This window comes from Confluentibacter citreus, from assembly GCF_002807055.1.
Classification (GTDB): domain Bacteria; phylum Bacteroidota; class Bacteroidia; order Flavobacteriales; family Flavobacteriaceae; genus Confluentibacter; species Confluentibacter citreus.
In genome coordinates this window covers 133,125-148,874 of sequence record NZ_NIXN01000004.1, presented here as the reverse complement: position 1 = coordinate 148,874, position 15,750 = coordinate 133,125, and the positions used below count along the sequence as shown (strand labels likewise).

The window sequence follows — 15,750 nt, the reverse complement described above, 5'->3', positions numbered from 1 at the left end:
GATGTATTAATACATCAACGGTTTTCTTTATTTAGTTACTTTAAAACGTATTTGTTGTAAATCAGGATTGTCTTTTAGGATAAAACTCGACCCGTTTTTGTCTAAAATCAAATCATATAGTTTCGAATCATTTGGTAAATATAACTTGCCTAAGGCTTGCGTGGCATCAGCAGCAAATACTTTAAGCTCAATGTTGCTCCAATCCATATCTTTTGTTGATTGTGCCAATTTAATATGAGGAATCACGGCACCATCTCTAATTAAAGCGATGATAGGAATATCGCCTGCTTTGATGGTATGCCAACCTTTTTCATAGACGTTACCAGTTTGGTAATCGATCCATTTTCCTTCTGGTAAATAGACATTACGTTCAGTCATATTTTCAAAAAGTGGCGCTACCAACATATCAGAACCAAAAAGATATTGGTCGTCTACCAACCAAGCCCCAGGGTCGTTAGGATACTCCACAAATAAGGCTCTTAACATAGGAAGTCCCTTTTCGGAAGCATGTTTAGCTTGTGCATAGATATATGGCATCAACATATAGCGCATATTATCGGCATCCCGAAAGCCCTTTAAAAAGGCATCACTGTATTCCCAAGGTTCTGTTGGTGGTTCACCATGGCTGCGCACATGGGATGTTAGCATTCCGAAAGGTGTCCATCTTCTGTATAAATCTTCTGGGGATTTAGTTACAAACCCACCCACATCATGGCTCCAAAATGAAAAACCAGATAATCCTAATGATAAACCTCCTCTCAACGTAGAAGCCATTGCTGTATTGGTTGTCGCAGCATCACCGCCCCAATGCAATGGATACCGTTGGCTACCGGCCCAAGTGCTTCGTGCCCAAATAATGCTGTTGCCTGTAACTTCTTTAGTAATATCGGCTACAGCTTTATTGTATCGTAATGGATACATATTATGTTCATAAAATCCTGTTCTGCCATTGCTGTATAGGCCACTGGCAGGTGCTGCTTCTCCAAAATCGACTTTAATAACACCAACACCCTTTTTTAAAAGGGTTGCGATTTTATCTTGATACCATGTGACAGTTTCAGGATTTGTAAAATCCAGTACAGCATCTTCATAAGGGATATTTCCTTTTTTATCTTTTACAGCTAATCCTTTTTCGATAATTTCATTGAACAACGTGTTTTTTGGTGAGAAATAAGGCAGTTGCCATAAGGATACATTAAAACCATCTTCCTTCAAATCCGCAATTAATTTAGTTGGATTATCAAATCGGTTTTTTGAGAATTCATAATTATTTCTCCAATCCACTTCAAACCACCCCGTATCAAAATGAATAACATCACTAGGTATTTTATGTTTTCTTAAATTTTTAGCAATGTTTCGCCCTTCTTCTTCTGAAAAATAAGTAATACGGCTCATCCAAAACCCAAACGACCAAAGTGGAGGCATGTCTGCTTTACCAGTAAGATCTGTATATTCATCAAGGATATCTTTTGGTTCACCTATGAAAACGAATAAATCGGCTTCATCATCGCCAATCATCATCGCGTTTGCCGCATTGAAATATTTTCCGAAGTCAACTGTAATGGGCGTAGAATGATGCATAAATACACCATACCCACGGCTACTCATGTAAAACGGAATGGGCTTGTACATGGTTTCATTTTGCACGCCATTAGCATCATCAGTCCAAAGAATAACTTTTTGTCCACGCTTATTAAACTGCGTGAAGGATTCTCCACAACCAAATATTTTCTCTTCGGGCGACATAGAAAATACGGCATTCATGCTACGCGAATAATCGTCCGCTCTTCTAACGAATGAAAAAGGGGTTACTGGTGTATACGTGCTTTTAACGTCATTTGAGTGTAAGGTACTAGTCAATAATTTACCTTTAGCATCATATATATAAACATGCCAAGGTTTTTCGGTTATCAACACAGAGCCTTTGCTGCTTGTGTATTTATGGCCATCAGCAACTTTGGAATAGGCCCATAAGTTTCTAGCATTTTTAGCAACGCCATTAACCAGCATCAACGACGGTTCTTCTTTTTTAAATTGTGGCCCGGAAGCTGTTTTTATTCTAATGGTTCTATCGGAAATAAACTCAATGGAAAACGGTAATTCTGGAGATACCGCATATTCGGTTGTTGGGAATTCATTTGGTGAAACTGGCGATAATCTGCTCAACATATTATCAAAGGCTTGGTTAGCAACAAAATTGTGACGTAAATATTTTATAGTGCCTTTTCCTGTTTCTGGGTTGAAGGTTGTTAACTCATCCGCTAGATAATAGGTGTTTCTGTAATCTTCAAAATCCTTACTGATGTCTGGCGGTTCATTTAAAATCGCATTGTTTTGAAGTTGGGCTAATGCCACATTTGCAAATAATAACACATTTAATAGTGTAAAAAAAGTAGTGCAGTTAATTTTGTTTTTTAGCATGGTAGTTGGTCTTACTTTTTCTTTTTATTTTCTTTAAATTTAAGAAAAATACATCATTTTCATTCATGTTGAATATTTTATTAAATATCCTGTTGTATTTCAGATTCATAGTTTCGTTTACTATAGACTTATCGATTTTCTCTTTCTTGAAATTTTAATATACTTTTGGTTTATAATTTCTTAAATCTGATAGCTGTCCCCCCAGAGCCTCCCAAATGCAAATTCAATGTATCTGAAACTCTTACTCTCATTTTAAAAATAGTTACTGCCTCCGGATTATGTTTTTCATCCGTTCCCTCTGCATCTTGATAAATCTGAGCTTCATAATCAGCGTCCGGATCTAAGAATGACAGTTGAATTGTTAAATCCCTACTTTTTTCATTGGTCATGCTTCCTAAATACCAATCATCACTATCTGCGTCTTTACGAACCGTGGTAATGTACTCTCCAATTTCCCCATTCAACACTATGGTGTTTTCCCAATCTGTTGGTACATCTTTTATGAATTGAAACTCCAGTCTTCCTTCATAATTTTCGGGAAGATCGGCCATCATTTGTATGGGCGAATAATACACCACATACATGGCCAATTGTTGAGCTGTAGTGCCTTGAATTCTTTTTCCTGGAAATCCTTGTTTAATTTCAACATCCAAAACACCTGGTGTATATTCCATAGGTCCTGACAGCATTCTTGTATAAGGTAAAATGACTGCGTGGTTCGGAGGATTTCCCTCGCTCCAAGCATTATATTCTTGTCCGCGTGCCGCTTCCCTTGCCAACATATTTGGATAGGTTCTTCGTTCACCCGTATCTTTTATGGATTCATGGTAAAATACTGCTAAGTCATATTCTGCCGCTTTTTCTAAAACATATCTGAAATAATTAACCCCAAATTGTCCATGGTGCCATTCTTTCATATTTAATCTTGAACCAACATGACCAATTTTAACAGTATGGATTCCGAGTCTTTTATATAAAGCAAACCCATCGTCAATTTGTTTCATGTAATTAATTAAGTTAGCCCCTGTTTCATGGTAACCTATAAGCTCTACGTCTTTTAGCCTTCCGTATTCAACAACTTTATCAATATCAAAATTATCGGCACATTGAGTGAAGCTGAACATATGCATATGGTTTTCATACCAAGCTGGTGTCCATCCTTTATTCCAGCCTTCTATCAATAAATGATGAAAACCTTCCTTGGCAGTGAAATCAATATATTCTATGGCATTTTTAGTGGTTGCCCCTTGTTTATCACTCTCCCAAAAAGTGTATTTCCCAATATGCATACCCCACCAAATACCAAAGTACTTGTATGGTTTTACATAAGGTGTATTTCCCAATTTATTGGGTTCATTTAAATTTAATACCAAATATGAATCGATTAAATCTCCAGCACTTTCACCTATTTGAAGTGTTCTCCATGATGACGTAAAGGTATCTTTTACTCTTACTTTTACTCCGTCTGACCACGGTACCAAATCTGTTTTTAATTGCGTGCCTTTGGTATTAACCAAAGTCATGCTAGCGAAATCAATTAAGTTGGCTTCATGAAAACTTAGTTTCAATCCGCTTTTGCTTTCTATAGTTAATGGTGTATGAACAGTGTCTAGAGTGCTAACTGGCGATTTTTCATATAAATACTCATAACGGTTTTCTCGGTAGGCAGGAATCCACCATGCCTGACCGTCTTCTTTTAGGTTAAAGGTTGTTTTTTCATCCATGATGAAAATACTGTCCTTTGTTTCCTGTTTTGGATATATGTACCTAAAGGCAATTCCATCATCAAAAGCACGAAACTGTATATCTAGTTTGCGCTTGTTTTTGTCTTTTTTTTGTAAATGAACCACTAATTGATTATAGTGATTACGAATTTTCTTTTTTTCTCCCCAAACCTGTTCCCAAGTGTCATCAAAATCAGATATCTCTACATTTTCAATTTCAAAGTCTTTACTTAAATCTTCATCATCCTTTAATAAAAACCCCATATCTGAAAACGATAAAACTTCGGTTTCACCATGATAAACGGCATATTTAGGTTCATTTTTTATTAATTTAAACTTAATTTTGTTTAGGCCATTTGGTGAAATAACCTCAAAATCGTTCTTATCTTCGACTTTACTACATCCAGAAATTATTACAAAAAGCAAAATAGGGATTATCAATTTTTGAATCATTTTTTTAAATTTAAATAAGGAACAAAAATAACTGGGGAGACCAACTACAAACCCCCCAGTTAAAAACTAAATACAACTAAACTAAATTTACTAATTAGCCCGACAATTACCGGGTTTTCGTTATGGTAAGCACAAAACAATAGGTTGTTTTCCAAAGTCTTAAAAAACACTATCATTCCTTAAAGTTCACACAGAAAATATGAACGGCTAATGTTTTAAGAATTGCCAACTTAGAGAAAAGAAACCTATCACATATTAATCTTGTAGTTCATGACCATTTAGATATTTTCTAAAACTATCACTAAGACAATATAAATTTGTTGTGCAACCTTGTTCTAATATAATGTTTCGGTAATGTATACAGATAACCTTATTTTGTTTTTATTTTTTTGTTTGAATTTCATAATAATTAATTGTTTAAAGTTTTGGTTTTAGTTTAGGTTTTTTTGGTTCAGGATTTTTTATTATTGAACCTTCGTTATATAAATGTAAAATTATAGTTTCAGTAAATAAAGAGCGATAGAATATGTATTCTATAAGGGCTACTAATGTGTTATTTAATTATCTATAAATAGTTTTAATTTTTTTTTGTAGTCTTTTACTTTTAAAAAATATGATTTAAGATTTCACCTTTATATTATATTCGTTTTTAATATTCTAGAAAACAATACATTATATAGGATTAATAAACATAATAACCAATAAAATTTGAGAGAGGTGTAGATTTGTTGAAGTTTCAAAAAATATTCCATGGGGTTATTTATAAAATAACCAGAATAAATCATGTAGAAGATTATTAAAAGGAAAAATTTGTTTTTATATTTAAATAATTCTATTGGTGTTTTAAAAGTGTATGACTTCTGTCGTTGGAAATATTGGAATTCAATACAAATGTAAACAACAAAAATTAAATTCGGATTAATATATACAGTTAACCCGTTGGGTGAAATTAAGAAAATTTAATTTATAACGAAATTTGATTATAATTTAAAGTCAATTTAGCACTCAAGTCTCAGTCTGAACCTATCGCATACACTAGAAGATACATTTCTACAAGCTCAATGCGACAATTTATATAAAAATTAGTATTGATAAAGCAATTACACCCAACGGTTTAATTTAGTATTATTTGTAAAGAGCAAGATAAATTAACATGAATTTTATTAATAAATATTAATCATAATAGAATTAAGAAAACTTAGTTCAGTTCTTCTTAATATTTGGATAAAGTTTGATAAGACTTTTGTATCAAAGCAAAGACGTATTAATGTCCGTTTTTGATATAGTATACAAATAACTATTCAAATTAAATTTGAATAGTTAGCTACTACAAAACAAATTAAAGCTTTTCTATTTTCATCTTCCTAATTACATATTAAGAAATTGTTTATATTTTTATATAAATACGTCTTTTATTGAGCCACCATCCTAAAGACCAGCATAACAACATAAATGCTAATGCCGTAACCAATGAACCAAAAGCCCCTGGAAACAGATTCTGAAAAACATGTTCACTCACCCATTCAAATACATCCAATCCAGAACTTGTTGGAATGAGACGTAAAGTGATATAAAACAATTCAGAAAACAGATATATAAACAAAGGGTTTTTTCCGAAAATATCAAAGAAGCCAACCCCAAACCTTAGGTTTTTTATTTCAATAGCATATATCAAAACAGCCATAATGGATAAATCCAAACCAATGGTATAAAGTACAAATGAGCTTGTCCAAAGCTTTTTTGAAATTGGAAAAACCAAGTCCCAACTTAGTGCCAATAAAACGAATATTAAACCAGCTATAAATAATTTGGTGATTCCACCTAAAATCTTCCCTTTTTTCTGAACATACATCCCTGCAATATATCCTGCAATCACATTCACAATAGCTGGTAAGGTGCTTAAAAGACCCTCGGGATCAAAAGGTATGCTATCTTTTTTGTAAATATGTTGGTGGCCCAGAAGTGACAAATCCATCCGTATTACTGCGTTTGTTGTCGTTCCCAATTCCTCTCCTGGCACTCCAAATACATACAGTAGTATCCAATAACAGAGTAAAATAACAACTGATAAAATGACCGCTACTTTTTGGGAAAAATAATAAAAAATGATAGATGTAAAAAAGTAACATAAGGCGATACGTTGCAATACACCCATAATACGAGTTTCAGAAAATGGTTTAAATTCCCAAGAACCATCGATACCCTGACTGAAAAAAGGAAACCAATACATTAAATAGCCAAAAAGAAAAATAAGAAAGGTGCGTTTTAATATTTTTTTCCATACCAAACTTGGCAATGCAAATTTTAATTTACCCATAGAAAAACTCATGGCATTTCCCATGGCGAAAAGAAACGATGGAAAAACTAAATCAGCAAGCGTAAAACCAAACCAATCGGCATGCACCAAATAAGGATACAAATGCGCTCCTGTTCCCGGTGTATTAACAATAATCATCAAGCAGATGGTTAGTCCTCTAAAAACATCAAGAGATAAAAAACGGTTAGACTTCTGATTAAATGTTCCTTCCATGATTTGTAATTCTATTTTATTATGGATAAATTCTTTATTAATAATTGTTTCCTAAAAAAACATAAATAAGTACCGTAATGGCACAAAGAGAAATAGCCATGGGTTTGGTATATTTCCATGCATTCATTTCAACTATATGTAAATCTTCCTGGACATATTCTTTACTTTGAGGATAAAAACGGGACACACAAAACATGACTGCTATATTTAGTAAAAACTCTATACCCCAGAGGTGCACAAAATGTAAATCGACCCTAAAAACGAAGGTGGTTAATATGTAAAATAGGAGCCCGACAAAAAGTGATGCTTTTGCTCCAGCAGCCGATATATTTTTAAGAAAAAAACCAGCCAACATAATAGAGGCAATAGGTATAAAAAAGATGCCATTTAATTGCTGTAAGAGTTGATAGAGTCCATCTGGCGCATTGGCAACCATAGGTGCGACCAATATGGCAAAAACAGCTAAAATGGCAGAGGTTAATTTCCCTACTTTAACCAAAACCTTATCACTAGAATTTTTACCTAAATGCCGTTTGTAAATATCTATGCTGAATATGGTTGCTGCACTGTTCAATACACTGTTAAAAGTGCTTAATACGGCTCCCAATATAATGGCCGCAAAAATACCTACCAATCCAACGGGCAATACTTTTTTAATAAGCTCGGGATAAATCATATCTTGCTTATCATAGAGAGCATCTCCAAAATAATAGAACCCAATAACACCGGGCAAAATGATAATGAGTGGAATTAATATTTTTAAAACGCCCGTAAACAATAAGCCTTTTTGTGCCTCCACTAAATTTTTGGCACCAAACGCACGTTGAATAATGGTTTGGTTCATACACCAAAAATATAATTGATTAATAATCAATCCAGTAAATAAAACCCCGAAAGGCAATACCGAATCCTTTTCACCAATCACATTAAATTTTTCCGGACTCTTTGAATATACTTTACTTAATCCTTCTATCGGATTTCCATCACCAATACTTATAAGTGCCAAAAGGGGAATAAGAAGACCACCTATTAAAAGTCCGTAACCATTAATGGTATCGGAAATAGCCACTGCTTTTAGTCCGCCAAAAATAGCATACACAGAACCCAAGACACCAATTAATACAACAGTTATCCACAATCCTTCTTCTTTGGATATCTGCAAAACTTCTGAAACATTAAAAATACTTTCAATATTTATAGCACCCGTATAAAGTACAATGGGCAATAAGGTTACCACAAACGAAATCATTAAAAAAAGGGCTACTAAAGTTCTTGTGGTGCTATCAAACCTTTTTTCCAAATACTGCGGAATAGTGGTAAGCCCCATTTTTAAATATCTTGGAACAAAATAAATGGCCGCTGCCACTAAGGCTAAAGCCGATGTTACTTCCCAAGCAATTATGATAAATCCATTTTTATAGGCAGAGCCGTTCATGCCAATAAGATGCTCTGTAGAAATATTGGTAAGAAGCATGGATCCCGCAATAACAACACCTGTTAGACTTCTACCGCCAAGAAAATAACCGTCTTTGGAGCTTAACTTTTGTTTTCTTAGTTTGAACCAAGAATAAAAAGCAACAAACGCCGTAAAGGCAATAAAAGTAATAGCTGTGTACATGTATTGGTTCTTAGTTAGTATGTGATATCATTAAATAGAATTGAAGGCATTAATCAAAATAGATGGCCATTTGATTAAAAATTCAATTTTTCTGGTAAATATTTAGCTACTAACTCTTTGTAATATGGCATTAATGCTTTTACATCCGGCCTAACAGGAGCCTTAGTGTATAAATCATAAGGATTGAATTTTTTTACCCACTCAAACATGTCCATATCCTTCTTGTTCATTAAATGGGTATATGCATTTTCTTTATGCTGGGAATAAAACGAATGATAACGAATCATATATAAAGCGGGTTCTGGCAAATAATCTTTCATGATTTGATAAAGATATTCGTCATGCCCCCAACTCATTTTCACTTGATCTAATCCGCAATTTTCAGAATAAACTCCAAATTTGGTATTGAAACGTTCATCATTATAATCTGGATTATCTTTAAAAAATTCTGGATACACTATCTTATCTGAATACGCACAACCAACAGGAAACGTATCACCAACAACGGCCCATTGTGGTTCACCAAACAAGCACAGAATTTTTCCTAAATCGTGTATAAATCCTGTAAGCACAAACCAATCTGGATGTCCGTCTGCCCTAATGGCCTCAGAAGTTTGCAAAAGATGTTGTGTTTGGTCTAAATCAATATCCGGATCACTATCATCAACAAGCGTGTTTAAAAAATCGACAGCTTCCCAAATCGACATATCCTTTTTATTAAATTTCAGAAATTCTTCTTCCTTGCTACAAACAAAGTCATAAGTTTGATAGGTATGATTTATTCTGTAAAATTCTTTAACCGTTTCTACCCGTTCTGAATCCACATAATTTCTAAATTCATCTTTTTCCTTTTTCTTTTCAGATGGGTCTGGATATCGTGACAACAAATCATCTTCCCATTCATCTAAATTATTCAATGGATTGTTTGAATCAAATGCCTTTTTCATGATGCTATAATTGAAAAATTAGTTTTAAACGAAACTAAAATATAGACAAAGGAAAGGGATGGATTAATACATCAAAAACATGGATATTTTTTGACAGATATGCTATTTTGAAGAAAAAGAATCAATTAATCAATTTACTTGGCGGAAAACCAAACTGTTTTTTAAAACATCTACTGAAATACAAAGGGTCGTTAAAGCCCACTAGATTAGTTACTTCAGATACATTATACTTTTTGCTTTTAAGAAGTTGCGCCGATTTCTTTAAGCGTATGGTCCGGATAAATTCGTTAGGAGCTAAATCGGTTAGTTCTTTGATTTTTCGATATAATTTTGAAGAACTTACTGCTAATTTATCACATAGAAATTCCGTTGATAAATCTAATTCACTTAAATTCTCATTTATTAAATTAGTCACTTTCTCCATAAATTCTTCATCAATGGGCGAATGGGTTAGCAGACTAATTTCGCTTTCTACTTCACCAGAGAACTTCGATTTTAATTCCAACCTAGATTTTATGATATTCTCTATAACTGTTTTTAATAAAGATGGATCGAACGGTTTTACCAAATAACCATCGGCTCCTAGCCCATAGCCCTTTACCTTATCTTCATTTTCAGAAAGTGCCGTTAACAACACAACAGGGATATGGCTAATAAACTCATCTTTTTTTAATTCGCTACAAAATTCATGGCCATCCATAACGGGCATCATAACATCTGCAACACATAATATGGGTTTTATTTGTCTACAAATCCTCAACCCTTCTTCCCCATTTTCTGCATCATACACTTTGTAATAATCGGACAAATAATCAATCAAATATCTTCTTAGCTCGGCATTATCTTCAACTACCAGTATTTTTTGCTTTAATTCGGTGCTTTGGATTATTTTTTTAGCTGGTTTATCGATAACAAGTACATCTTTTAAACTCTCATCTTTTAAAATATATTCAAATACTTCTTTATCATTATATAAATGGCGTTCTATGGGAATTTCAACCTTAAATATGCTTCCTTTATTGGGGCTGCTTTCTACTTTTATAGAACCTTTATGAAGTTCTACCAAGGATTTTACTAATGACAGACCAATGCCCGTACCTGTATTATTGGGCTTGCTATTGGTTGCCTGATAAAATCTGGTGAAAATTTTTTCTTGACTTTTCAATGGAATTCCAATACCATCGTCGCTTACCTCAACTATTAGGAACTCTCTAGCACCATCTTTTAACCTTATAAACACATCTATATTGCCAAATTTATTGGTGAATTTTAATGCATTTGACAACAGATTATAAAGAATTTTGTCATACTTATCATTGTCTATCCAGCCGATAATGCTCTCTTCTTCTGAAATAAAATTTAATCTTATTTTCTTGTTATTGGCCATTTCCTTAAAGGAATCAAAAATGTTTTTTGAATACGAAAGAATATCCGTTTTCGAAACTTTAAGTTTTAATTCCCCAGATTCTGCTTTTCTAAAATCAAGCACTTGATTTACTAAATTCAACAGCCTACTGGCGTTTTGATAAATAAGATTATATCTACTTTTTTGATAGTCGGTTGCATTGGTTTTGCTCTCATCAATCAGTTGTTTGGCAGGCCCTAAAATGAGGGTTAATGGGGTTCGTAATTCATGGGAAATATTAGTAAAAAACCGAAGCTTTTCGGCATTTAATTTAATATCGTGTTCTCTATTCACTTTTTCCGTAAGTAGTTCTTGTTTTAATTTAATACGGCTTTTAATCTCTCTTCTAACAAAATAAAAAATAGTAGCTAACAAAATGAAAAGAAGTATAAAAGCGCTGGGGGTTAACCAAAATGGTGGCAGAATCTTTATTTGGTAAGACGCTGTATCACTCCAATTCCCATCACTATTGCTGGATCTTACTTTAAAAACATAATCATCGGGATACAGGTTTGTATATTGAACCGTTCTAGAATTGCTGTTTGTGGTTATCCAGTTTTCATCAAAACCCTCTAACATGTATTGAAATTTGTTAAGCCTTTCATTTGTAAATGAAGGTGCAGAAAACTGAAATGAAAAATTGCGGTTGGCATAGCTTAGTGTTACTTCTTTAGTATAATTAAAATCTTTCAGAAGTGGCACTTGTCCATTAATATTCATTCCCGGAAATACCTCTTCGTTCTGAATCTTAAATTCAGTTATAACAGGCATGGGTGACCATTTGTTTTTGGTCATAGTGTGTGGCGAAAAATAGATAATCCCATTTTTACCTCCTAAATAAATGTTTGAATTATTGAAATTATAAAATCCACTTGAACTAAAAACATCTAATCTATTACCACTGTTCACATGGTATATATTTATATCTTTTAGGTTAGCTTTAAGTCTGGCGACACTATTGTTATTGATATTTAACCATAAATCCCCATTTTCATCAGTTAACATATCGGTAATCCATTTTCCTGAAAGCTCTTTAGGCTCTGTTAACTCCTTAAAATGGTTGTTCAAAGCATCATAAAAACTTAATCCGTTTGGTGTAGATGCCCAAACCTTTCCATGTGAATCGATCATGATATCACTAACATTATCGTTTCTGGGTAAACGATTTTCATTATCGGAAAGGGAGTGATACGTTTCCATATTGCCAGATTTGATACCATATTTTACGGCTCCTGTTTCGGTTGCAAACCAAAGATGATCATTGGTATCATTTTCTATAGCATTAATTTGAACTCTTGGTAGAAATTTAGTGTTTTGTACTTGTAATGTTTTGGTATCCAAAATGACGGCTCCATCTCCAAACGATCCTACCATGAGAGATGCTTCATCTATCCTACAAAATGCAAATACAGGTGCGTTTTGGAATCCGATGTTTATTTCTGTAGATGAATTTTTAAGGTAATTATACACGAGTACATTTCCATTCCACAGACCACAATAAAATATTTTCCCATCGTCTGAATAAATACTTGCCATATCCCTTTTATTGTCATACAAGGGAACAAAATTTTCATTATCAGAAATAAAAAGCCCATTATTTCTAGTTTGTACAATGACTTTGTCATCATACGTTTTAGAAAAACCTCTAATTCGTGGCGCTTGATTACCAATGTAACGGGAAATATCTTTGTTTAAGGCAAATTGGTTTTCGTAAGGATCGTATTTATCCAACCCATCTTCTGTTCCTATCCATAAAACACCAGAAGCATCAAAGTATAAGGCCGATACTAAATTATCAATCAAAGATGTATTGTCTGATAAAACTGAATAGTACCATTTATAATTTCCATTTTTAATATCTTCTAATGCATTGCAAACTAGTAAACCGCCTAAAGTTCCTACCCAATACTTACCATCTGGAGCTTGGGCAACCGATAAAAAATGGTTGCCCAAAGCAATTCTAATATCCTTATTATCAATATAAAGAGTCGCAAACTCATCGTTTGTTTTATCTAATTTATAAAGCCCTTCCCGAGTTCCAATAAAAACATCATGCTTTGCGTCTTCATAAATAAAATTGACATACGGGTTTTTCTCGTTTGAATAAGGAATGGACAGCGTATATGTTTTAGTTTTTACAACATTACCACCAACATCTAGGGTGATTTTTGCAACTGATGCATTTCCATAACTCCCCAACCAAATATTGCCATTCTTATCTTCATAAATTTCTTTTACATAATCAAAATCTTTAATGGGCACATGTTCAAATCTATTTTCACCATAAATAAATATGTGTATCCCTTTGGTTTTGGTCCCTACCCATACTCTTTTAAATCTATCTACATGAACGGAACGGATCTCTTCCTCTGGCAAACTATTCGGATTGTTTTTTTCAGGTAAGAAAGTGGTAAAAACATTGGTATCCATTTTATAGAGGGTCAACCCTTTTCGTGTACCAATCCAAAAATTATTGGATTCTTCATCTAATTCCAGCGCAGTAATATCGTCATTATATAATTTGTTTTTACCTGGAGCAGAACTTAAATAGGTTTTAAATTGATAGCCATCAAATCGGTTCAATCCAGAGAAGGTACCGAACCATAAAAACCCTTTTTTATCTTGAACGATGTGCCTAACCGAATTATGCGACAAGCCATCATTATCATTATAGTGTTCAAATTTTATATTCTGGGAATTAGAAACACAAAAAATAATTAAAGAAAAAAATAATATGAGAATATGTTGTTTCATGGAATTGATTACAGATGCAATTTACTGATTTTGATCAAATAATACTCGGCCTTTATCAAGGTGCTATTCTATCTATTTTATTTGTTTTTAAATCGATTTTAAAATGATTTGAGGGTTGACCTTGTATGGTTTTATGAACTATTTTAGACCATAAAAGAAATTTTTCGTTATTTGATTTTTCAAGCTGCTCGCAAACCATTTGGTAATGTTTTAATCTTATAGAACCTATATCTGAAACAGCCAATTCACCGGCATTCCTCAGCCTATAAAAATCAAAAATCATATCTAAACCCGTCCATGTTTCAAAATCTTGAGTTGTTAATTTATTAGCTGATAATTGTTTTTCAATTTCTGAAATCTCTTTATTCATCAACAATAAATCCTTACCCGAAAGCTTTGCAAAAGAAGCTAAAAATGCTTCAGGAAAATCTTGTGGCAAAAAACGAAGCCTTGTCAGTTCCTCTAAATGCCATTCAGTAAACTCTTTATAATCCTTTGCTTTTAAAATATTCTTATTCCAAATTTTAGGGCTTTTTAATTGCTCTAAATATGCATATTCTTCTTCATAAAAAGGAAATAAACTGCTGAACTTTGGAACAGAAGCAACAATCACAGTTTCTACCTCAACTTCTGTATTTGAATGTATCGTCAAAATTTTATATCCAGGCATATAAGCTGCCAACGAAGGCGTTTGAATATTAAACAAAGTGTTGCTTTTTTTTGTAGTACGGACACCGGTATCATTAATATGCATGTGTCCACCAAAATGGATTTGAAGCCCAGCATCTGCAAAAGATTGTGCCACAGCTTCCACTGGCACTCTTTGCAATTGCATTTTATCGGTTCCAAAAAATGCTTTCATTTCCTTAGAAGCATCATCATTAAAATCGACCATAGGGTAATGACTAAAGGCAATTAATAGTTTCCCTTTTTTCTTGGCTTCAGCCGAAACTCTTTTTACCCATTCAACCAAATGGCTTTTATATAAAAGCACATTATTATAACCGATGCTTGCTCCTGAAAAATCTTTAGGATTATCCTTTTCTCCCGATAATTTTTCAACAGGAACGTAAGCATTGGCATCGATAGCTATCAACCAAATGCCTTTAATTGGTTCGACCAAATAGCTCACATCAGGAAGAAACAGATTTGTGTTTTTAATGGCATACGTTCTTTTATCTAATGGCGATTCTTCTAACGCTTTATCAAATGTATAATCTTCGTAAGCATAGTTAGAAAAAGGGGTTTCCCAATACAGATAGTTTTTTTGGGGAAAGAATCCGAAATCCGCCATTTCCTGCGTCATTTCTTTGTAGCCCCAGTTCTGAATATCTGAGGTCACAATCGGTTCCAATTCATTTTCTCCAACCGTTAATTGAGTTCTTGAACTAGTGATAATCTGTTCTTTGCCTCCTTGTCCCAAAAAATCGGTTTTACCAGCATCTTGGGAAAAAGGCTTTACCGCATCATGATTCCCTGTGGTAATAAAAAATGACATGCCATGCTTTTCAGTATATTCATTTAAAATACGCTTTAAACCTCTTAGATGCACCGGTTGGCCATCATCACTAAAATCGCCAGGCAACGCCACTATTTTTATTCCTTTTTTAGAAATATCTTCTAAGGCGGCTATAAACGCAAAATAATTTTCATTGAAAATTCGGGTGGATTGTAATTGCGAACCCATGGTTCTGATATTGGCATACTCACCCGTTACCGGATTTGGAATGCCTTTATAATCGTTATCTTGAAATGTGCCAAAAATATCACTTAAATGCGCATCGGCTATAAAAGCAATACGTTCATTTTTCTCTATGGCTTGCTGTTCTGTTTTACAAGAAACCAGAATAAGCAAAAACAGCACATTAAAAAAACATCTTTGGAATCGCATAAATTAT

Annotated in this window: 7 protein-coding genes; all 7 read right to left on the bottom strand. The window is 33.6% G+C overall.

Annotated elements, in window-relative coordinates; all coding sequences use genetic code 11:
* Positions 1-27: 27 nt before the first annotated feature.
* The 7 genes from CDH49_RS09855 to CDH49_RS09825 all read right to left on the bottom strand — a co-directional run bounded on the left by CDH49_RS09855 (position 28) and on the right by CDH49_RS09825 (position 15,743).
* Positions 28-2,421, bottom strand: a complete 2,394-nt coding sequence (locus tag CDH49_RS09855; protein WP_100615348.1) for a glycoside hydrolase family 31 protein — start codon at positions 2,419-2,421, stop codon at positions 28-30.
* 170 nt (positions 2,422-2,591) lie between these two features.
* Positions 2,592-4,598 carry a glycoside hydrolase family 97 protein gene (locus CDH49_RS09850; RefSeq protein WP_100615347.1) on the bottom strand — a complete coding sequence of 669 codons (2,007 nt, stop codon included), beginning with the start codon at positions 4,596-4,598 and terminating at the stop codon, positions 2,592-2,594.
* Positions 4,599-5,985: 1,387 nt separating this feature from the next.
* A complete protein-coding gene (locus CDH49_RS09845) occupies positions 5,986-7,128 on the bottom strand; it encodes an acyltransferase family protein (RefSeq protein ID WP_100615346.1) in 1,143 nt (380 codons plus the stop codon).
* A gap of 37 nt (positions 7,129-7,165) precedes the next feature.
* Complete coding sequence (locus tag CDH49_RS09840) at positions 7,166-8,746, bottom strand: solute:sodium symporter family transporter (protein WP_100615345.1); 1,581 nt, start codon at positions 8,744-8,746, stop codon at positions 7,166-7,168.
* Positions 8,747-8,820: 74 nt separating this feature from the next.
* Positions 8,821-9,693 carry an inositol oxygenase family protein gene (locus CDH49_RS09835; RefSeq protein WP_100615344.1) on the bottom strand — a complete coding sequence of 291 codons (873 nt, stop codon included), beginning with the start codon at positions 9,691-9,693 and terminating at the stop codon, positions 8,821-8,823.
* A gap of 121 nt (positions 9,694-9,814) precedes the next feature.
* Entirely contained in the window at positions 9,815-13,852 is a 4,038-nt protein-coding gene (locus CDH49_RS09830) for a hybrid sensor histidine kinase/response regulator transcription factor (protein WP_100615343.1), read from the bottom strand.
* A 55-nt stretch (positions 13,853-13,907) separates the two neighbouring features.
* Positions 13,908-15,743: a metallophosphoesterase family protein gene (locus CDH49_RS09825; protein WP_100615342.1), complete on the bottom strand. Its 1,836-nt coding sequence runs from the start codon at positions 15,741-15,743 to the stop codon at positions 13,908-13,910.
* Positions 15,744-15,750 lie beyond the last annotated feature (7 nt).